Annotated in this window: 19 protein-coding genes; 17 read left to right on the top strand and 2 right to left on the bottom strand. The window is 45.8% G+C overall.

The genetic code is table 11. The annotated features are described in order from the left end of the window. Window positions 1–24: 24 nt before the first annotated feature. Complete coding sequence (gene ylbJ, locus GCA01S_RS03425; protein WP_042407259.1) at window positions 25–1,242, bottom strand: sporulation integral membrane protein YlbJ; 1,218 nt, start codon at window positions 1,240–1,242, stop codon at window positions 25–27. 152 nt (window positions 1,243–1,394) lie between these two features. Between ylbJ and GCA01S_RS03420 the strand changes: the two genes are divergently transcribed. Together GCA01S_RS03420 and GCA01S_RS03415 are read left to right on the top strand one after the other, a co-directional pair. Then, window positions 1,395–2,180, top strand: coding sequence for a patatin-like phospholipase family protein (locus tag GCA01S_RS03420; protein WP_042407256.1), 786 nt, complete (start codon window positions 1,395–1,397; stop codon window positions 2,178–2,180). Next, window positions 2,180–3,193: a SepM family pheromone-processing serine protease gene (locus tag GCA01S_RS03415; RefSeq protein ID WP_017434686.1), complete on the top strand. Its 1,014-nt coding sequence runs from the start codon at window positions 2,180–2,182 to the stop codon at window positions 3,191–3,193. The genes GCA01S_RS03420 and GCA01S_RS03415 overlap by 1 nt, the downstream gene beginning before the upstream one ends. Window positions 3,194–3,215: 22 nt before the next feature. Here GCA01S_RS03415 and GCA01S_RS03410 read toward each other — a convergent pair whose 3' ends face one another. Further along, entirely contained in the window at window positions 3,216–4,421 is a 1,206-nt protein-coding gene (locus GCA01S_RS03410) for a nucleotidyltransferase (RefSeq protein ID WP_042407254.1), read from the bottom strand. 142 nt (window positions 4,422–4,563) lie between these two features. On the opposite strand from GCA01S_RS03410, the gene GCA01S_RS03405 reads away from it, so the two are divergent. From GCA01S_RS03405 to murD, 15 genes are all read left to right on the top strand, one after another. Then, window positions 4,564–5,109: a YceD family protein gene (locus GCA01S_RS03405; protein WP_017434688.1), complete on the top strand. Its 546-nt coding sequence runs from the start codon at window positions 4,564–4,566 to the stop codon at window positions 5,107–5,109. Between the two features lie 67 nt (window positions 5,110–5,176). Next, window positions 5,177–5,350, top strand: a complete 174-nt coding sequence (rpmF, locus tag GCA01S_RS03400) for a 50S ribosomal protein L32 (RefSeq protein ID WP_003251950.1) — start codon at window positions 5,177–5,179, stop codon at window positions 5,348–5,350. Between the two features lie 119 nt (window positions 5,351–5,469). Then, the gene (locus GCA01S_RS03395; RefSeq protein ID WP_017434689.1) at window positions 5,470–6,231 is read left to right on the top strand and encodes an enoyl-CoA hydratase/isomerase family protein; all 762 of its coding nucleotides are present in this window, start codon (window positions 5,470–5,472) and stop codon (window positions 6,229–6,231) included. A gap of 74 nt (window positions 6,232–6,305) precedes the next feature. Continuing rightward, window positions 6,306–6,908, top strand: a complete 603-nt coding sequence (locus GCA01S_RS03390; protein ID WP_042407248.1) for an RsfA family transcriptional regulator — start codon at window positions 6,306–6,308, stop codon at window positions 6,906–6,908. A 100-nt stretch (window positions 6,909–7,008) separates the two neighbouring features. Beyond that, window positions 7,009–7,908, top strand: a complete 900-nt coding sequence (locus tag GCA01S_RS03385; protein WP_017434691.1) for a 2-dehydropantoate 2-reductase — start codon at window positions 7,009–7,011, stop codon at window positions 7,906–7,908. Next, entirely contained in the window at window positions 7,901–8,287 is a 387-nt protein-coding gene (locus GCA01S_RS03380) for a DUF3397 domain-containing protein (RefSeq protein ID WP_042407243.1), read from the top strand. The genes GCA01S_RS03385 and GCA01S_RS03380 overlap by 8 nt, the downstream gene beginning before the upstream one ends. Before the next feature lie 105 nt (window positions 8,288–8,392). Beyond that, window positions 8,393–10,021, top strand: coding sequence for a bacillithiol biosynthesis cysteine-adding enzyme BshC (gene bshC, locus GCA01S_RS03375; RefSeq protein WP_042407241.1), 1,629 nt, complete (start codon window positions 8,393–8,395; stop codon window positions 10,019–10,021). A gap of 301 nt (window positions 10,022–10,322) precedes the next feature. After that, complete coding sequence (gene rsmH, locus GCA01S_RS03370; RefSeq protein WP_017434694.1) at window positions 10,323–11,255, top strand: 16S rRNA (cytosine(1402)-N(4))-methyltransferase RsmH; 933 nt, start codon at window positions 10,323–10,325, stop codon at window positions 11,253–11,255. A 72-nt stretch (window positions 11,256–11,327) separates the two neighbouring features. Next, complete coding sequence (gene ftsL / locus GCA01S_RS03365) at window positions 11,328–11,681, top strand: cell division protein FtsL (RefSeq protein WP_042407236.1); 354 nt, start codon at window positions 11,328–11,330, stop codon at window positions 11,679–11,681. A gap of 6 nt (window positions 11,682–11,687) precedes the next feature. Continuing rightward, window positions 11,688–13,898 carry a penicillin-binding protein gene (locus tag GCA01S_RS03360; RefSeq protein ID WP_042407233.1) on the top strand — a complete coding sequence of 737 codons (2,211 nt, stop codon included), beginning with the start codon at window positions 11,688–11,690 and terminating at the stop codon, window positions 13,896–13,898. Between the two features lie 72 nt (window positions 13,899–13,970). Continuing rightward, window positions 13,971–15,914 carry a stage V sporulation protein D gene (locus GCA01S_RS03355; protein WP_017434697.1) on the top strand — a complete coding sequence of 648 codons (1,944 nt, stop codon included), beginning with the start codon at window positions 13,971–13,973 and terminating at the stop codon, window positions 15,912–15,914. 115 nt (window positions 15,915–16,029) lie between these two features. Continuing rightward, a complete protein-coding gene (locus GCA01S_RS03350; RefSeq protein ID WP_042407229.1) occupies window positions 16,030–17,502 on the top strand; it encodes a UDP-N-acetylmuramoyl-L-alanyl-D-glutamate--2,6-diaminopimelate ligase in 1,473 nt (490 codons plus the stop codon). Next, complete coding sequence (locus GCA01S_RS03345) at window positions 17,496–17,951, top strand: hypothetical protein (RefSeq protein WP_042407226.1); 456 nt, start codon at window positions 17,496–17,498, stop codon at window positions 17,949–17,951. Before GCA01S_RS03350 ends, GCA01S_RS03345 begins: the two co-directional genes overlap by 7 nt. Next, entirely contained in the window at window positions 17,945–18,919 is a 975-nt protein-coding gene (gene mraY, locus GCA01S_RS03340) for a phospho-N-acetylmuramoyl-pentapeptide-transferase (protein WP_042407224.1), read from the top strand. Before GCA01S_RS03345 ends, mraY begins: the two co-directional genes overlap by 7 nt. After that, entirely contained in the window at window positions 18,920–20,275 is a 1,356-nt protein-coding gene (gene murD / locus GCA01S_RS03335) for a UDP-N-acetylmuramoyl-L-alanine--D-glutamate ligase (RefSeq protein ID WP_042407221.1), read from the top strand. It abuts the gene before it with no gap.

Raw genomic sequence — 20,275 nt, 5'->3', positions numbered from 1 at the left:
AAGTCAGCCTCGTCTTATTTGGTGCTATTGCTTTTTTTTGGGCATAGCCGCAGCAGTAAGCCATATATAAAGGCATAAAAAGGAGATAGTCACAATCGGTCCGAACTGCTGCATCAGCTTCCAGTAATTGTTCCATCCGCTGGCGGAATGAACCGCGAAAAACGCTGGGATGGCCCCTGTGTTGTTGCCAACGGTTTGCAAATAAAGAGGCTTCCACAATATATATGTAAAGCAAGCGGCAAAGCATCCGTGCATCATCCGCGCAATAAAAAACGGTTTGAAGCGGATATTCGCTTCGGCGAGAATGCTTGCGACTTGCGCCTGTACGGAAAATCCGCCAAAGGCAAGAACAAAGCTTGTTGCGATTGCTTTTTGCAGCAGTTCGGCTTCATCGGTTTGGCTGATCATTTGACTGCCGAGCGTAATTTCGAATAGGCCGGAAATCATTGGAATGCTAAGTTCTTTGGGCATTTGTAACAAGTGAAGGATATACTGAAAAATAAGAGCGATATGTTCTGTAATATGCATCATGTAAAGCAGTTTATTAACGACAGAAAAAAGAATGATAAATCCGCCGATCATTAATAATGTTTGGACGGAGGATCGTACAGCGTCTCCTAACAATTTTCCAAGGGGCTGTTCGTTTTTTAGGCGCGTTTCATGAAGAACACGGAAAGCGTAAGGAAGGGAAAACGCGCGACGCGGCCGTTTTGGTCTTTCTTTTTCTTCTGCTTTGCCGTGAAACCTCATGATCATGCCTACACAGATGTTTCCCATATAGTGGGAAGCGGCTAAAATAAGACCAAGATTCGGATTATGAAAAAATCCGACCGACACCGCACCGAAAATAAATAATGGGTTGGACGAATTGGTGAATGAAGCGAGCCGTTCTGCTTCGATCGCAGAAATTTGTTTTTCCTGATAGAGACGAGCAGTTAATTTTGCCCCTGATGGATATCCCGATGCCATTCCCATCGCCCAGGCGAAGCCACCGACGCCGGGAACGCGAAAAAGAGGGCGCATGAGCGGCTCTAGTAAAACGCCAAGCAAATTCACCACGCCAAAGCTGATTAATAATTCGGAAACAATAAAAAAGGGTAATAGTGATGGAAATACCACTTCCCACCACATATTTAAACCGCGAATCGACGCTTCTAATGATTGCTGTGGATAACAAATTAAGGAAAAGGCGAATAAAGTGACAGCTGAAGCGAGAAAGAAGGTTTTTGTTTTTTGCTTCATATTTGTTCTGCCTCCGGCCGAAGACAATTTCTCTCCCCCCTTTGAACGTTTTATTGCGATGTACAACCTCATATAATCTAATATACGAGTATAGGGGGAAGTTTTAGACCATAAGATAGGACCATGAACGCCATACGGAAGGGGGAGGCAGAGTGTTTCCGAAAATTGGATTGGCGTTAGGTTCAGGAGGAGCAAGAGGATTTGCCCATCTTGGTGTGCTGAAGGTATTGGAAGAGGAGGGCATTCCAATTTCTTATATAGCAGGAAGCAGCATCGGAGCGCTTGTCGCTGCCTTGTATGCGAGCGGCCTCGGCCTTGATCGTTTATATAAGCTCGCAAAATCGTTTCGCCGCAATGATTTTATCGACTTGACGATCCCGAAAATGGGATTAATTTCTGGAAAACGAATTACCGAGTTTATCCGGCTTCTCACTAAAGGAAAACAAATAGAGGAACTAGCGATTCCGGTAGCAATTGTCGCTACCGACTTGAAGACAGGAAAAAAGGTGGTGTTTCGTCAAGGTGAGGTAGCCCGCGCGGTACGGGCCAGCATTTCCATTCCCGGTATTTTTGTTCCTGCAGAGATCGATGGGCGGCTGCTTGTAGATGGAGGGGTAGTCGACCGTGTCCCCGTTTCCGTTGTCCGTGAAATGGGCGCGGATATGGTCATTGCTGTTGATGTGTCACCACTGAATGTAAACGGAGAAATTACTTCCATATTTGATGTTATTTTACAAAGCCTTGATATTTTGCAGGACGAAATCGTCTCTCATCGGCGGCTTTCCTCGGATGTGATGATTCGTCCGCGTTTGGAGCACTATAGTTCCCGCGCATTCACTCATGTCGAAGAGATTATCGCGGCCGGAGAACAGGAGGCAAAAAAAGATCTAGCAAAAATTCGCCAAGCAATTGAAAAGTGGAAGGAGCATTTGCGCTGATGAAGAAACGAACATATGCGATGGCGTTTTTCTTTGGCGTCATCATAGCATTACTAGCTATTTTTATTAAGCTTCCCTACTATGTGACGATGCCCGGAAGCGCACAAGATTTAAAACCGCTCGTTCATGTGGAGCACGGCGATGATGATGCGGGGACGTTTATGTTAACGACCGTGAGAATGGGAAGAGCGAATGCCATCTCCTATCTTCTTGCCCATGCTCGTCCGTTTTATGAACTTTATCCGCTTGAGGAAATTAAACAAGAAGGGGAAACAGATGAAGAATACACGATGCGCCAGCTTCAGCTGATGGAGCAGTCAAAGGAAGCGGCGATTGCTGTTGCCTATAAAAAAGCCGGCAAGCCTGTTTCCTATAAAACAAAAGGGGTATATGTGATGAGCGTGTTGCCGCATATGCCGGCGGAAGGACAGTTAAAAGTCGGCGACCGCATTGTGGCAATCAACGGAAAAAAGATGACTACATCGGACCAGATGGTAAAATATATCCGCGCAAAGAAAAAAGGCGATAAAATTCATGTTACATTTGTTCGCGGCAAAAAACAAAGAGAAGCGACGCTGGCGTTAATGCCATTCCCGCATGAGCCGAAACAAATCGGCATCGGGATTTCGCTCGCAACTGATTATGACATCGTTACAAATCCGCCTGTCCGCGTTGACTCTGAACAAATTGGCGGACCATCGGCCGGGTTAATGTTTTCTCTGGAAATTTATAACCAATTAGTGAAGGAAGATATTACGAAAGGACATAAAATTGCCGGCACTGGCACGATTAATATGGAAGGAGAAGTTGGTCCAATTGGCGGCATCTCACAAAAAATTGTCGCCGCCGACCGCGAAGGAGCGGAAATTTTCTTTGCTCCTAATGAGCATGGCGCGGCTGATTCAAACTATCGCGAAGCAGTGAAAACAGCGAAAAAAATTGGGACAAAGATGAAAATTGTCCCGGTCGATACGTTTGATGATGCCATCCGCTATTTAAAACAGATGCAATAGTTTCGCGGTTTGTCGGCGGTTGCTACAGTTGAATCGGAGCGGTTGCGTATTCTTCCTTCAGCACCTGTGTGCGAAGCGGTTCGGAGAATATAGCGGCATAAGCAGAAGCCGCTTTTTTTTCCTGCCGGTAAATCGGGTCATTCTTTAATTTTGCCACTTTCGTGACGAGCGGCAATAATAAATGTTTTTTCACATGCTGCAAGTAGCGGCGCCCGTTTTCCGTCATGCCAAGCAAACGAATGTATGTCGGCGCTTCCGCTTGGTTTTGTTGTTCTTTTGTAAAATTCGTCAAAATATGGGTGCATGTTCGCTGCAACCGCGTCCATGTATATCTCTTTGTTTTCACCTTATCGATCAACGCAGAAAACGTTGAAGCGGTGGCGATTGCTTGCTTCAGGCGGTATTCAATTCCTTCTTCGACGCCGGCGATTTCGCGAAGTTCTGCTTCTTCTGCCGTCATGATGCGGTATTTTAAAAACGGGAAATAGACTTCCCATTCATGCAGGGTGCCGTATGTTTCCGTATATTGCCTTAATACTTGTTTCGTCGCAGCCGGTATATACGGAGCGATCATTTCCAGCCTGCCAGCCGATCCTTGCAGCGTCTTCCGCAGGCTGGTTGCGCTGGCGATGGATGGATGCGAAAAGGTTTCATCATGGTAGTTGGAAGCGATGCGGCGAATCGTACGCGGTACGATTGGAAGTTGGTTTTGTAAAATCGATTTCACATAAGCGAAGCCGAGCATATTGTTTGGTTTTGCTAAGTCAAGCGAAGCAAGGCCGAATCGTTTCCAGGCTTCCGCGTTGGCCTGTGGGTAACTGAGTCCTTTTTGCAGCGCTTCCTGTACATAACGGTCATGTTCCTCTTTTTGCTTCAAAAATGTTTTGGCTGCGTCAAGAAATGCCGTTATATCTCCATTTTCGCTTCCAAAACAAATTTCCGCGCAATGTAACGCATAAAGGAGCATCACCGCGCCGTTAGCGAACCGCTCCGCCGCTTGCACGGCAAACGCATATGGCAGTTCAATCACGATATCGACACCAGCTGCGAGCGCCATTTTCGTACGCGCCCATTTCGATACGAGTGCCGGCTCCCCACGCTGCAGAAAATTTCCGCTCATCACGGCAATGACGCAATCGGCCCCAGTTTGTTTTTTTGTTTCTTGCAGGTGGTACCAATGTCCGTTATGGAACGGATTATACTCGACAATAATTCCAACCGCTTTCATTTGCCTTCTCCCTAATCATTATTTTATCGAGCAAGGTGATAAATTGTACGGAAACTGACAACAATTATACTGTAAAGAAAAAATATTGACAAATAAAGAAACGAAACGTATAATTTTCTTTGTTGTCTTGAGGTGATTTTTTATGAAATGGACTGTTCATCAACTGCAGCAGTTTCAACATAGGGAAATGCCGATTGACGAATATGTCGATGTTTCCGATTTAAAGCAAATCGATACATTGATCCGCGATATTTCACCCGTGCATGTACAAGGAAAGGCGGATATTGGCTCGACTAAATTCACTTTTCATCTGTCCGTGTCGGGGACGATGGTGCTACCTTGTTCGCGGACGTTGGTCGACGTTTCGTACCCATTTTCCATTGAAACAACGGAAACGTTTTTTACAAATGATTATGATATCGTATCGACAGATGAAGATACACATTTAGTAAAAAATGAAACAGTAGATTTGATGCCGATTATTAAAGAACTTATTCTTTTGGAAATTCCGCTGCAAGTGTTTGCGGAAGAAGGAACGGCACAAGGCGGGGCTCCTCAGTCCGGAGAAGGATGGGAAGTCATTCAGGAAGATCGCTGGGAAGAGATGGCAGCAGAACAGGCAAAACAGAAAATCGACCCTCGTCTGGCCGGCCTAGCGAAGTTTTTTGATAAGGACAATAAGGAATAAGCAAAGCACCCGGGTTGAATCCGGATTTTTGCTGATACTTCGACATGCTGATAAGGAGGTGGGAAGCATGGCAGTACCTTTTAGAAGAACATCAAAAACAAGAAAAAGACTGCGCCGCACTCACTTTAAATTGCAAGTGCCAGGCATGGTAGAATGCCCAAATTGCGGTGAAATGAAATTGGCTCACCGCGTCTGCAAATCTTGCGGAACTTACAAAGGAAGAGAAGTTGTCAACAAATAATCTTTCATTAGCAACAAGCACAAGAAAGCAAAAACTTGTGCTTGTTGTTTTTTTATACAGACAATGCAGGAAAATGCGTCCTTAACGCCCAATTGTTTTTTAAAAGGGGGAAAAAGAATATGACAGTAGCGAACATAGAACATGACCGAGATGGGGTTGTTTGGTTTACGATTTGCCGTCCGGAAAAACGCAATGCTATTAACTTCGAAGTAATGGACAAATTAAAAGAAACGATAAAGCTGGTGGAAAATGATAGGCAGGCAAAAATGCTTGTCATCACCGGGACGGGCGAGGAAGCGTTTTGTTCTGGCGGCGATTTAAGCCAATTTCAACATTTACAAGCTGAAGGCGCGAAACAAATGTTAAAAAGGATGGGCGAACTTTTATATTCGTTGCTTACGCTGTCTAAACCAACGGTTGCCTTGATCAATGGCGCTGCGATGGGCGGCGGCTGTGAGTTGGCGTCGGCCTGCGACTTTCGCTACGCGAAATCGGGAAGCAAAATCGGCTTTATTCAAGGAAAGCTAGGAATAACAACCGGGTGGGGCGGAGCAACGATGCTTTTTGAAAAGCTCCCTTACGCGCAAGCGCTGAATATACTGCTGCGCGCCGAAAGAATTCAGGCGGAGACAATGCAAGCATATGGATGGATCGATGCGGTGCTGCCCGGCAATGATCTACGTGAAGAATGTCGACAACTGCTCGCCCCGTACGTATCGCAATCAGTTGCTGTCTTGCGCGCCTATAAGCTGGCGGCGGTAGAAAAATGGAAAAGTGATGAATTCCGCATGAGGTTTTTTGCCGAAATTAGCCGGTGCGCCGAATTATGGGGCTCGGAAGAACATGCCAAAGCAGTGCAGGCTTTTTTGCAGAAATCATAATTTTCTCCTTCTATCTTTTCTATTAGCCGCATACCATATAGTGAAAAAAGTGGCTGTTAGGGAGGGGGAAGGAGATGACAAGTGTACGTCAGGATGCATGGACGCAAGAGGAAGATTTGCTGTTAGCGGAAGTGGTTTTGCGCTATATTCGTGAAGGCGGCACGCAGCTTCAAGCTTTTGAGGAAGTAGGGCGGCGTTTGTCGCGCACGGCAGCTGCGTGCGGTTTTCGCTGGAATTCCTATGTGCGAAAACAGTATAAAGAGGAAATTGAGCTGGCAAAGAGACAGCGGAAGGAGCGCAAAAAAGAAACAGCGGCATCGAATGAAGAAGGGGGGCAAAAGAGGGCGGAAGCAAGATTGGAGAAAAACTTAACATGGTCTGATGTAATCGCGTTTTTGCAAACATATGGGCAAAAAGCGCGCGACTCGCAACGAATAGCAGATGAAAACCGGGCTTTAAAGAAAGATATGGAGCAATTGCAGCAAATGATCACGAAATTACAAGCGGAGAAAGAAGCGTTGCAAAAAGAACTATCAACTATTCAAGCAGAGTATAAAACATTGCTTGCCATTATGGAGCGGGCGCGAAAAATGATCGCACTGGAAGAAGAGCAGGGCCAAAACGAAAAAGATGCCCACGAACAAAACTTCGTTCCGGAAAACGCAGAGAAGCCATAAAAGCTGACGAGAACGTCAGCTTTTTTTCTTAACGTACGAAGCGCTTGTTTGCTAAAATAGGACTAACTAACATGAATTAGTTGGAAGGCAGGGGGATGTTGTGAAAATTGGCATTGTCGGCGGCGGAGCGATCGGTTTGCTAGTCGCCGCATATCTAGGTAAAGAACATAAAGTCACTGTGTACACAAGGCGCTCGCCGCAAGCAAAGCGATTACAGAATGAGGGATTGCGGCTTGAAAAAAAAGGAGAAACCACGTGCATTTCCATACAGGCGGCGCCGTTTGCTGAAGCAGCCATTGATGATGATATTGTATTTATCACGGTGAAGCAATATGATATGTCGTCTGTCCTTGACAACACAGAACGGTTTCGCCACGTTCAAACCATTGTTTTTTTGCCAAATGGAATGGGACATGTGGAAAAGTTAGCTGCTTTTGCCGAAAAAAATGTTGTTGTCGGTGTAGTGGAGCATGGTGCGATAAAACGGGACGATCGTACGGTAGAACATACCGGAATTGGCAAAATCGTGCTAGCCAGCTTATATGGCACATTGCAAGACGTCATGCCTCTAGCAGCAAGATGCATTTCTGATTTTCCGTTTGAAATTGCCGACGACTGGGAGCAAGTACTAGTAAAGAAACTGATCGTCAATGCCGTCATTAATCCATTGACAGCGCTTTTGCGCGTTCCAAACGGAAAGCTGCTGCAAGTAGCGCCATATTACGAAATGATGAAGCTATTGTTTTCCGAATTGCAGCAAGTATTGCCGATTAAAGATGGAGCGGCGGCATGGAAGCATATTGTGGACATTTGTCAAAAAACAGCAGAAAACTATTCATCGATGTACATGGACGTTGCGCGACATCGGAAAACGGAAGTAGATGCTATTTTAGGATATGTGTTAAAAAAAGGGGACGAACTTGGCATAGAGTTGCCGCTCTCGCAATTTTTATTTTATGCGATCAAGGGGATGGAAGAAGGGGGAGAAAAACATGGATGAGCTGTTGGCATGGCTGCTCGCGACGTTTGTCACCATGCCGCTATTAGCCTTTTTTCTTGTCTATTTCTTTGCGCGCAAGCTATGGAAGAGAAAACGGAAATCGTTTTATGCGGCAGTAAACGTATCCACGCTGTTTTTTATTGTCGCTGTTCACTTCTTGCTTATGATTCTTTCGGGGAAGTCGTATTTATGGTACATTGTTCTTTTTTTGCTACTGATACATATGCTGATTGCGATCGGGTATTGGCGGAAAAAGGAGGATTTTCATTTTGCCGTGATTTTCCGCCTGTTTTGGCGGGCCAGCTTCCTATTGTTTTTCACGCTTTACGCCGGCCTTCTCGTTTATGGAATGGTCGTAAGAGTGTCTGGCAACTTATAAAAAAACATGCGGCCATCATGAGCAACTGTTTTTTCATTTGCGAAAAAGAAGTGCTATACTCATGAAAGAATATATACATAAGACCATAAGAAAGGGAGTTTTTACATGGAGGTTCGCGAGATTCCTTTGGGGGCTACTACATTGTTGGCAACCGATTACATAAACGGCGTTTTCCCAACAGAAAAAGGTTTTTCTTATTCACTCAAAGCCGAGGATGTGTTTTGGAGGCGGCTTTCTGATATAAAAGATAGAGCCTATTTACGCCGCGAACTCGTTGAATATTTGCGCTCCTATCATAAACGGTTTCAGGCAAGCTCCAAAACAATGGAGAATATCGAGAAGCTGCTTGACCGAGAAAGCGTAGTAGTTGTCGGGGGGCAGCAAGCAGGACTGTTGACCGGGCCGCTTTATACTATTTACAAGATTATTACGATCATCACGCTTGCGAAAGAACAAGAGAGACAGCTAGGCGTGCCGGTCGTCCCGATTTTTTGGATTGCCGGCGAAGATCATGATATCGCCGAAGTCAATCATGTGTACGTTGTCGAAGACGGAAAAATGAAAAAAATGGTTTATCCCCATGCTCCACAGGAAAAACGCATGGTAGCGGACGTGCCGCTGGACCGTCAAATTGGTTATGAATGGGTCACTAGTGTCGTCAAAACGTATGGCGAAACAGAAACGACGAATAAGCTGCTCGATTTTCTATTCCGATGTTTAGAGGAATCGAAAACGTTTGTTGACTTTTTCGCTTCGATTGTTTTGCGTCTGTTCGCTTCAGAAGGCTTGGTGGTGCTGAACGCGGCCGATGCTGGGCTGCGTACGCTAGAGAGCGGCTTTTTTACGGTTTTGGTCGAGCGCCATCGCGAGATAACGGCTGCGGTATTGCAAAAGCAAGAAGAACTTCGCCGGCTCGGCTATAAACAGATGCTTGATATTCATGCGCATTCTGCGAATTTATTTTATTACGACGGACGAGAGCGCTGGCTGCTCGAATATGACCCGCAGAAAGAAATGTTTCGTAGCAAAAAAGGGAACATAATGTTGGCGAAAGAAGAGTTAATGCAATTGGCCAAAACAAAGCCCGCCTGTTTAAGCAATAATGTCGTGACCCGCCCGCTTATGCAAGAGTTTTTGCTGCCGACGCTGGCGTTTGTGGCCGGTCCTGGGGAAATCGCTTATTGGGCCGAGCTCAAAGAAGCATTTTCCGTCTTTGGCCTGCAAATGCCGCCAGTCGTTCCGCGCGTCCAGATGACGATTGTCGAGCGCTCCATTCAAACGGATTTAGCCGACATTGGCATCGATATTATGGATGTGCTTGAAGGGAGGATCGAAGCGGTAAAACAACAATGGCTGGCTAAAAAGGCCCGCTATCCGCTCGAAGACCTATTCGCCAAAGCGAAGGAGGAAATCGAAAAGATTCACCGTCCGCTTCGGGAAATCGGCATGGAAATTGACCGCGGATTAGCGGGGGTGCTGACGAAAAATGCCGCCTTCGTGCAGGCACAAATCGATTTTCTTCAGCAAACGTTGCAGAAGGCGTTAATACGTAAATATGAGGCGGAGTTGCAAAAATTTTTGCGCGTGGAAATGTCATTAAGACCGGACGGAGCGCCACAGGAGCGGATTTGGAATATTTTCTATTACATTAACAAATACGGATTTGATTTTGTAGAAAAACTTTTACAATTGAACGGCCATTGGAATGGGATGCATAAAATTGTATATATATAATTGTTTTTCAAAGAAAAAGTCGAAAAGAAAAATCCTGTTTGCTGCAGGATTTTTTTTTATGAAAATGAATAGTTAAACAATACAAAAAGAGAGTGGAAATAAAAAACATTTGTTCGCAATCTTCAGTGCAGTGCTGAAATGCGACAAAAACAAACAGAAGAAGACGCGTTTTTACAAAAAAAGCTAAAATTTTGTTGTGTTTTGCGGTATAATAAATAAACGATCGACCTGTTAAAAATAATTTAGCAAGCTAGACTGCGATGGTGCGAATTCTTTTCAAAGAGATAAAGGTGGTGAACATGTGTTTCAACATACAACCGTACTATTAAAAGAAGCAGTAGATGGGCTTCGCATTAAACCAGATGGAACTTATGTCGACTGCACGCTTGGTGGCGGAGGACATAGCGAGTATTTGCTTTCGCAATTGTCGGAAAAAGGCCGGTTGTTTGCTTTCGATCAAGATGATATGGCCATCGAGCATGCGAAGAAGCGATTAGCGCGTTACGAAAAACAAGTAACGTTTATTCATAGAAACTTTCGTTTTCTGCAAGAAGAACTGGCGGCGCGCGGGGTCGAAGAAGTAGACGGGATTTTATTTGATTTAGGAGTGTCCTCGCCGCAGCTCGATATGCCGGAACGCGGCTTTAGCTATCACTATGATGCGCCATTGGATATGCGGATGAACCGCGAGCAATCGTTAACGGCGTATGACATCGTTAACCAATGGCCGTATGAGAGGCTCGTTCATATCTTTTTTCATTACGGCGAGGAAAAGTTTTCAAAACAAGTGGCGCGAAAAATTGAAGAAGTGCGCAAAGAAAAGCGAATTGAAACGACGGGGGAGCTAGTCGACATCATTAAAGCGGCGATTCCGGCGCCAGCGAGACGGAGCGGGGGGCATCCTGCGAAACGAATTTTTCAGGCAATCCGCATTGCCGTCAACGATGAGCTGCAAGCATTTAAAGATGCGATTACACAGGCAATTGATTTATTAAAATGCGGTGGAAGAATTAGTGTGATTACGTTTCACTCGCTAGAAGACCGTATTTGTAAAGCGGCTTTTAAAGAAGCAAGCCAAGGTCCGCAGCTTCCTCCCGGACTTCCGCTTATTCCCGATCAGCACCGCCCCGTACTAAAAATCATTACGAAAAAGCCGATCGTTCCTTCTGAAGAAGAAGTGGAACAAAACCATCGCGCGCGTTCCGCAAAGTTGCGCATTGCCGAGAAACTATAAGAGCGATTCTATTCGCTATCAAGAAATGGAAGATTCGATAAAACCGTATCAGTTATAGGAGGGTGAAAGAAAATGAACAATACCGCAGTAAAAGTTCACGAGCAGCACCGTCCGTCGCCGCGCTCCCATACAAGAAAGCAACGAAAGCTGCGCATTCGCTTTACATTAGGGGAAAAGCTTTTATTTGTTTCGTTCTGCGTGTTTGTCATGTATGCAGCCATACATATAGTGTCCAATCAAGTGAAAATTTATCAAATGAACAAAGATATCCAAAAACTAGAAGAGACGATTCAAGAACAGCAAAAACAAAACAATGATTTATATGTGGAAGTGCAACAGTTAAGCACGTATGAACGCATTTTGCAAAAGGCGAAAGAGCTCGGCCTCTCGTTAAACGAAAACAATGTAAAAGTCGTACAGGAATGATGGCCGATGGATATGAAAAAGCATAAAAATACACATAAAGGAGCAGCTATATTATTTTTCATATTCAGTCTGCTCTTTTTTGTGTTATTTGCCCGTTTTGTTCAGCTGCAAGTAACGGGAGTCGCCGACGGCCAAGTGCTGGCGGTGAAGGCGGAAGAAAAATACAGACAGCAACGGAAGATCGAAGCAAAACGTGGAACCATTTTTGACCGCAACGGCGAAGTGCTGGCTCAGGATGTGCCGTCGTATACTGTTGTTGCTGTCCTGGATCCAAAGATGACGACCGATCCTGACCATCCAAGACATGTTGTTCATCCGCACAAAACCGCCAAAAAGCTGGCCCCGTTGTTAGACATGGATGTCGATGAAGTGGAGCGGATTTTAAAGAAAGATGCAAAGCAAGTGGAATTTGGCCCCCACGGGCGAAATATTAGTTATGAGCTAAAGCAAAAAATCGAGGCGCTCCATCTCCCGGGAATCGGATTTATTCGCGATACGAAACGATTTTATCCAAACGGGAATTTCGCTTCGTATGTCATTGGCTATGCGCAAAAAAGTGAGAACAATGAAACAGTCGGAAAAATGGGGCTTGAGAAAAAGCTGGATAAGTATTTGCATGAGAAAGATGGCTACGTTTCCTTTGCCGGAGATATAAACGGATTCCGGCTGCCAAATACAAAGGAAGAGATCGTTCCGCCCGATAACGGCGCCAATGTATATTTAACGATTGACGGAAAAATTCAGACGTTTTTGGAAGATGCGATAAATGAGGTCGAAAAACAATATAAGCCGAAAAAAATCATTGCCATTGTCGCCGATCCGAAAACGGGGAAAATTTTGGCGATGGCGACAAGACCGAGCTTTGACCCGAATAAACGCAATATCACTAACTATTTTAATGATGCGATTTCCTACCCGTATGAGCCGGGATCGACGATGAAAATTTTTACACTTGCTGCCGCGATTAATGAAGGAGTGTATAACGGCAATGAGCGATACCGCTCCGGATCCTATAAAGTAGGACCGAATATTATTCGCGACCATAATAAAGTAGGCTGGGGAACGATTACATTTAACGAGGGCGTCCAGCGCTCTTCCAACGTCGCTTTTTCGATTTTAGTCAAAGAAAAGCTTGGAGAAGACCGCTTTTTGCAATATTTACATCGTTTTCATTTTGACCAAAAAACCGGCATTGATCTTCCGGGCGAAGCGGTAGGACAAATTCATTATCGCTATCCGATCGAACGGATTACGACCGGGTTCGGACAAGGGACGTCGGTAACGCCAATTCAGCAAATTCAGGCGGCTACCGCGATTGCTAACGGCGGAAAAATGATGAAGCCGTATGTGGTCGACCGTGTTGTTGATCCAGATACAGGAAAAGTTATCATGAAACACGAACCGGAAGTCGTCGGTCAGCCGATTACGGAAGATACGGCGCATAAAGTTTTGGATATATTGGAAACGGTCGTTACTTCCGAACATGGAACGGGACGTCCATATCAAATTGAAGGCTACCGGGTGGCCGGAAAAACGGGAACAGCGCAAATTCCATCACTGAATGGGGGCTATTTAACAGGCTGGGAAAATTATATTTTTTCTTTTTTAGGAATGGCTCCGAAAGAAAATCCTCGCCTCCTTATGTATGTGGCCGTCCAGCAGCCGAAATTATCGTACACGGAAACAGGCGCTGCTCCGGTTTCTCATATTTTTACGAGCGTGATGAAAAGCAGTCTGCAATATTTGCACATTCAGCCTTCGGCGGAAAGAAAGGCCGCGAAAAAGCCATCAACAGGGATTGAAATTGGCTCCTATGCCGGTTTTTCGACCGAAGAGGCCGTGCAGAAATTAAAAGAAAAAGGACTTGTCCCGGTCGTCATTGGAAAAGGACAACAAATTGAAAAGCATGTACCGCGTGCGGGAGAACGTATCATTGCCGGGGAACGGGTGATGTTAAAAACGGAAGGTGAGGCAGTGATGCCGAATATCCGCGGCTGGTCGCTGCGCGATGTCATGAAGGCAGCGGAACTTCTTGGGCTTCGCACTAGCACGAAAGGAAACGGGTATGTGGTGAGCCAAAGTATTCGCCCGGGGGCAATTGTTAAAAAAGGCGATTACTTAATTGTCGAACTGGCAGAGCCGCGCGAATGGGATGAAGCGGTAATAGAAAAGCAAAAAGAAGCAGCGGAGAAAAAAAGCGACGGTCCACAGGAGTGATTTTCGAACGTTCTATAATGGGGAGTACAAGCATATAGTGGAACGAGCCCATTATAAAGGAGGTTCTGCTATATGCGCGTTTCTCATGTCACTGTCCGCAAACGGCTGATGATCGTTTTTCTCGTTGGGGTGCTCATTTTTGCCATTATCGACATTCGTCTTGGATATGTGCAGTTTGTATTAGGAGATATGCTGACCGAGCGTGCGAAAGATTCATGGAGCCGAAACATTCCGTTCGAACCGAAGCGCGGAGAAATTTTGGACCGCAATGGTGTTCCGCTTGCCACGAATATGAGCGCTCCGACGGTATACGTCATTCCGCGGCAGATTGAAAATCCGGCCGATACGGCGGAAAAATTAGCGAAAGTGTTAAATGCGCCTGTAGAAAAAATATATAAGCGTATTACGAAAAAAACGTCGATCGAACGCATTCCGGAAGGGAGAAAAATCTCGAACGAAAAAGCAAAGGAAATTCGCGCCCTCGGCTTGAAAGGGGTATATATTGCCGAGGATACGAAACGATATTATCCATTTGGCAGTTATTTATCCCATGTATTAGGGTTTACCGGCATCGATAATCAAGGATTGATGGGTCTGGAGCTTTATTATGACAAAGAACTGAGCGGCCAGCGCGGGTCGGTGCAATTTTATTCCGATGCGAAAGGAAATAGAATGCCAAATATAGCTGACGAATATACACCGCCAACGGATGGTTTGAATTTAATGCTAACGATTGATTCTCGCATCCAAACGATTGTGGAGCGGGAACTCGATATTGCCGAAGCGAAGTATAATCCAGACGGCATTATTGCGATTGCCATGAATCCGAACACGGGGGAAATTTTGGCGATGGCGAGCCGGCCGACCTTTGATCCGGCCAACTACCGAAACGTCCCGCCGGAAATTTACAACCGCAACTTGCCGATCTGGAGTACATATGAACCAGGTTCGACATTTAAAATTATTACGCTTGCCGCTGCGTTAGAAGAGAAAAAAGTAAATTTGCTGAAAGACCATTTTTATGACCCTGGATATGTCAAAGTGGCGGGTGCGACGTTGCGCTGCTGGAAAAAAGGCGGGCATGGCAGCGAAACGTTTTTGGAGGTAGTGCAAAACTCGTGCAACCCAGGTTTTGTCGAACTGGGACAACGGCTTGGAAAAGAAAAATTGTTTTATTATATTAAACAATTTGGATTTGGCGAAAAAACAGGGATTGACCTGCAAGGAGAAGGAACTGGCATTTTGTTTGATTTGAAACGCGTAGGCCCCGTGGAACTGGCGACGACGGCATTCGGCCAAGGGGTCTCGGTGACGCCGATCCAGCAGGTAGCGGCCGTTTCCGCAGCCGTCAATGGCGGAATTTTGTATACTCCGTATATTGCTAAACAATGGGTCGATCCAGAAACCGGAGAAGTTATCAGCCGCCGTACACCAAAGGCGAAGCGCCGTGTTATTTCCGAGGAAACGTCAAAGCAAGTCCGCTATGCTTTAGAAAGCGTGGTCGCCCAAGGGACAGGAAAAGGCGCCTATGTCGAAGGATATCGTGTCGGCGGAAAAACGGGAACGGCGCAAAAAGCAAAAGGTGGCCGTTATTTAAAAGACAACCATATCGTTTCCTTTATCGGCTTTGCACCGGCAGACGACCCGCAGCTTGTCGTGTATGTTGCCGTTGACAACCCGAAAGGAACGGTCCAGTTTGGGGGCGTTGTTTCCGCTCCGATTGTTGGAAAAATTATGGAAGACAGCTTGCGCGTGCTTGGTGTAAAACCGCGGAAAGAGCAGATGGAAAAAGAACGGGCATGGAATGATCCAAAAATGATTAAAGTCCCGAATTTAATCGGTTTAACAAAAAAAGACTTGCAACAGCAGCTTTTTAACTTAAAATTAGATGTTAGTGGAGAAGGCGACGTTGTCGTCGAACAGGCTCCGGAACCGGGAGCAAAAGTAAAAGAAGGAGCAACGATCCGCATTTATTTGGCGAAGAAGACGCCAGTTTCTGAAGAAAAAACACAATAAAGCATGCGATATAAAGGGGCGGCTGATGCAAAACACCATCGATTCTGTCTCGCCCCTTTTTCCGCTGCTCGTTTATTTTCCTCCAGGAACCATGAAACGAAAGGGATGAACAATAGTGAGGTTGCAGACATTGCTCTCATATTTGCACGACTTTACAGCGTATGTCGGGGAGAATCCTGACATTACTTCGATTGAAATGGATTCACGGCAAGTAAAAAAAGGTGCGTTGTTTATTTGCATCAAGGGATTTACCGTCGATGGCCACGACTTTGCCAGACAGGCGGTTGAAAATGGGGCGGCAGCGATCATTGCCGAACGGCCGCTTGACGTCGATGTGCCTGTTGTGGTTGTACGGAACAGCCGGCGGGCAATGGCGGTGCTCGCCGACGCTTTTTACGGGCAGCCGACCCATAAACTGCATTTAATCGGTGTTACGGGCACAAACGGAAAAACGACAACGACACATATAATAGAGCACATCGCCAGAAAAGCGAAGAAAAAAACGGGATTAATCGGGACGGTAAACGTGAAAATTGGCGACCATACGTATCCGACGCAAAATACAACACCAGAATCGCTACTATTGCAACGTATATTTAAGCAAATGGTCGATGAAGGTGTTGAGATAGCGGCTATGGAAGTATCTTCCCACGCTCTTCATATGGGGCGGGTGCACGGCTGCGATTATGATGTGGCCGTATTTACGAATTTGACGCAAGACCATCTTGACTACCATGGAACGATGGAAGAATATCGCAATGCAAAAGGATTGCTGTTTGCTCAGCTTGGCAACCGCTATGACCATAAGCGGCCAAAGTTTGCTGTATTAAATAATGATGACCCTGCTTCGCAATATTATAAGCATATGACGGCGGCAACCGTCATTACATACGGCGTGGAAACAGACAGCGATATTATGGCAAAACAAATTGAGATGACGCCAAACGGGATGGCGTTTGACCTTGTCACGCCGTATGGTATGGTGCGGGTGCAGACAAAGTTAATCGGCTTGTTTAATGTATATAATTTGCTGGCCGCTGTAGCTGCCTGCCTTGTATCAGGCTTTTCTCTCCCGGCAATTGTCGAGGCGATCGCTGACATGACGGGGGTAGCAGGACGGTTTGAAACGGTTGATGAAGGGCAAAACTTTATAGTAATCGTTGATTACGCACATACTCCAGATAGCCTTAAAAACGCCCTGCAAACGATTCGGCAATTTGCCAAGAAAAAAGTGTATGTCGTTGTCGGCTGCGGTGGCGATCGCGACCGTACGAAACGGCCGCTGATGGCACAAACAGCGGTCAAGTACGCGGATGTAGCGATTTTTACTTCCGACAATCCGCGCTCCGAACCGCCGGAACAAATCTTGCGCGATATGGAAGCAGGAGTTGCCCAAGGGCATTATGTCACGATTGTCGACCGCAAAGAAGCGATTCACTATGCTATCGAACAGGCGCAAGAAGGGGATATTATTTTAATCGCTGGCAAAGGGCACGAAACGTATCAAATTATTGGCGACCGCATCATGGAATTTGATGACCGTGCCGTTGCCCGCAAAGCGATTAAGGAGAGAAGAGGAACATGTTAACGTACGGGATGGTAAAGCGGCTGTGCAAACAAGCCCGCGGTATTGTTGATGATACGATTTCATTTCGCCATGTTTTTGTCGACCCTTACCAACACGCGCCAAAAGGCTTGTTTGTTCCGCTTGGGCGCGGGGCAGAAACATTAAACATTGCCATTGAGCATGGTGCGATTGCGGCATTTTGGCGGGAGGAGGAAGAATTGCCGCGCTACATTCCGAATCAGTTTCCGCTCTTTTTTGTTGCCTCGCCGCTTCAGGCGTTAGAAAAACTTCTAGATTCATATCGGCAGTGGGAAAGCGATACAGATGAAAAAACGACATTTCACTTAACGATTTCTGCGCATAATGGACGAATCGATTCATATGATATAGCCGTACTTGATGCGTTAAAACAGCTGCAGCAGAAATGGACGGATGCCCAAGGAAAAGAAGGGTGTGACCAATCATGCTAGAGCAAGTCATTGTTTTTGCGATTGTGCTTTCCTTTATTATTACAGTGATATTATCGCCCATTTTCATTCCATTTTTACGGCGGTTAAAATTTGGGCAAAGCATCCGGGAAGAGGGGCCGAAATCGCATCAAAAAAAATCGGGCACCCCAACGATGGGAGGCATTATGATCTTGCTTTCTATCATTGTCACCACTCTATGGATGACAAAAAAGTTTGCCTCTCTTTCCGTGGAAACGTATTTGCTCCTGTTTGTTACCATCTGTTACGGAGTGCTTGGTTTTTTAGATGATATGATTAAAGTAGTGATGAAACGAAACCTTGGTTTGACAAGCAAACAAAAGTTAATCGGACAGCTAGTGATCGCTCTTGTCTTTTTCTTTGTATATGAGCGCAGCGGCTTTTCTACCGCCTTGCATATTCCGGGAACCGATCTCTCCATTAACCTTGGCTGGGGATATGTGCTGCTGCTTATTTTCATGCTTGTCGGCGGCTCGAATGCTGTTAATTTAACAGATGGGCTGGACGGATTGCTGGCCGGTACAGCGGCGATTGCTTTTGGCGCCTATGCCGTTCTTGCCTGGAACCAAGGTCAGTACGATGTTGCGATTTTTTGTGTTTCCGTTGTCGGAGCGGTGCTAGGCTTTTTAGTGTTTAACGCCCATCCGGCAAAAGTGTTCATGGGAGATACGGGATCGCTTGCGTTAGGCGGCGCCATCGCTGCTGTCGCTATTTTAACGAAGCTGGAAATTTTGCTCGTCATTATTGGCGGCGTTTTTGTCATTGAAACGTTATCAGTAATCATTCAAGTAATTTCCTTTAAAACAACGGGAAAACGCGTATTCCGCATGAGTCCGTTGCATCATCATTATGAACTCATTGGCTGGTCAGAGTGGCGCGTCGTCGTCACCTTCTGGGCAGTCGGCTTACTATTTGCAATGCTAGGAATTTATATCGAGGTGTGGATCTAATTGAGACAGACAACTTTTTTTCAACAACGTCGGGTGTTAGTCATCGGTTTAGCGAAAAGTGGATTTGCAGCGGCAAAGCTCCTTCATGAGCTAGGTGCCATGGTCACCGTCAATGATCAAAAACCGTTTGAGGAAAATCAAGAAGCGCAGCAGCTGGAACAATGGGGAATCCGGGTTATTTGTGGAGGCCATCCGCTTGAGCTGTTGGATGAGCCGTTTGATTTCGTTGTGAAAAATCCAGGGATTCCATATACAAATCCGATGGTAAAAAAGGCGATAGAAAAAGGATTGCCGGTGGTGACCGAAGTAGAGTTGGCTTATCATATTTCTGAAGCACCTTTCATTGGCATTACCGGCTCCAATGGGAAAACAACGACAACGACATTAATTTATGAAATGCTGCAGGCAGGGGGAAAACAGCCGCTGCTCGCCGGCAATATCGGACTGGTCGCCTGTGAAGTCGCGAAGGAAGCAAGGGCGGACCAATGGCTTGTCACAGAGCTTTCTTCGTTTCAGCTCGCGGGAATTCGTGAGTTCCGTCCGCGCATTTCCGTCTTATTAAACATTTTCGATGCCCACTTAGACTATCACGGTACCAAAGAGGCTTATGCACAGGCAAAAGCCAATATTTTCAAAAACCAAACAAAGGAAGATTATGCGGTTGTCAACGCGGATGACGAGCTGGTAATGCGGCTTGCCGAAAACATTCAGGCGCAAAAAGTTCTTTTTTCCGCGACAAAAGTGCTAGGACAAGGCGCTTATATAAAAGACAATGTGGTTTATTGGAATGATGAAAAAGTTATTGCTGTTTCCGATATTGTCCTCCCTGGGAAACATAATTTGGAAAATATATTGGCGGCGGTTTCCGCAGCTAAATTAGCAGGCGCAGACAACGAAGCGATTCGGCAAGTGTTGACGACGTTTACCGGAGTGAAGCACCGGCTGCAATATGTGGCCACGGTGGATGGAAGACGATTTTTCAATGACTCGAAAGCAACGAATATTTTGGCTACACAAAAGGCGCTGGCTGCTTTCGAAAATGATGCTGTTATTTTGTTAGCAGGGGGACTAGACCGCGGCAATGAGTTTGACGCCCTCCTTCCTTATTTGCGTAATGTCAAAGCGATCATCTTGTTTGGGCAAACGGCGCCAAAAATTGCCCGCATCGCCAAACAAGCGGGAATAGAAACGATTGAATATGTCGATAATGTGGAAAAAGCCGTGCCGGTTGCCTACCAATTATCGAAACCGGGCGATGTCATTTTGCTATCGCCGGCGTGTGCAAGCTGGGATCAATATAAAACTTTTGAACAAAGAGGGGACATTTTTATCAACGCCGTGCATAAGTTGAAATAG

The organism is Parageobacillus caldoxylosilyticus NBRC 107762 (assembly GCF_000632715.1).
Taxonomy (GTDB): domain Bacteria; phylum Bacillota; class Bacilli; order Bacillales; family Anoxybacillaceae; genus Saccharococcus; species Saccharococcus caldoxylosilyticus.
The sequence above is the reverse complement of the archived record's forward strand: the minus strand, read 5'-3'. Positions and strand labels throughout refer to the sequence as shown.

Bases quoted from the DNA above. Each gene is read 5' to 3' on its own strand.
- ylbJ (WP_042407259.1), bottom strand. From the start codon at position 1,242: ATGAAGCAAAAAACAAAAACCTTCTTTCTCGCTTCAGCTGTCACTTTA.
- GCA01S_RS03415 (WP_017434686.1), top strand. From the start codon at position 2,180: ATGAAGAAACGAACATATGCGATGGCGTTTTTCTTTGGCGTCATCATA.
- GCA01S_RS03410 (WP_042407254.1), bottom strand. From the start codon at position 4,421: ATGAAAGCGGTTGGAATTATTGTCGAGTATAATCCGTTCCATAACGGA.
- GCA01S_RS03405 (WP_017434688.1), top strand. From the start codon at position 4,564: ATGAAATGGACTGTTCATCAACTGCAGCAGTTTCAACATAGGGAAATG.
- rpmF (WP_003251950.1), top strand. From the start codon at position 5,177: ATGGCAGTACCTTTTAGAAGAACATCAAAAACAAGAAAAAGACTGCGC.
- GCA01S_RS03395 (WP_017434689.1), top strand. From the start codon at position 5,470: ATGACAGTAGCGAACATAGAACATGACCGAGATGGGGTTGTTTGGTTT.
- GCA01S_RS03390 (WP_042407248.1), top strand. From the start codon at position 6,306: ATGACAAGTGTACGTCAGGATGCATGGACGCAAGAGGAAGATTTGCTG.
- GCA01S_RS03380 (WP_042407243.1), top strand. From the start codon at position 7,901: ATGGATGAGCTGTTGGCATGGCTGCTCGCGACGTTTGTCACCATGCCG.
- bshC (WP_042407241.1), top strand. From the start codon at position 8,393: ATGGAGGTTCGCGAGATTCCTTTGGGGGCTACTACATTGTTGGCAACC.
- ftsL (WP_042407236.1), top strand. From the start codon at position 11,328: ATGAACAATACCGCAGTAAAAGTTCACGAGCAGCACCGTCCGTCGCCG.
- GCA01S_RS03360 (WP_042407233.1), top strand. From the start codon at position 11,688: ATGGATATGAAAAAGCATAAAAATACACATAAAGGAGCAGCTATATTA.
- GCA01S_RS03355 (WP_017434697.1), top strand. From the start codon at position 13,971: ATGCGCGTTTCTCATGTCACTGTCCGCAAACGGCTGATGATCGTTTTT.
- GCA01S_RS03345 (WP_042407226.1), top strand. From the start codon at position 17,496: ATGTTAACGTACGGGATGGTAAAGCGGCTGTGCAAACAAGCCCGCGGT.
- mraY (WP_042407224.1), top strand. From the start codon at position 17,945: ATGCTAGAGCAAGTCATTGTTTTTGCGATTGTGCTTTCCTTTATTATT.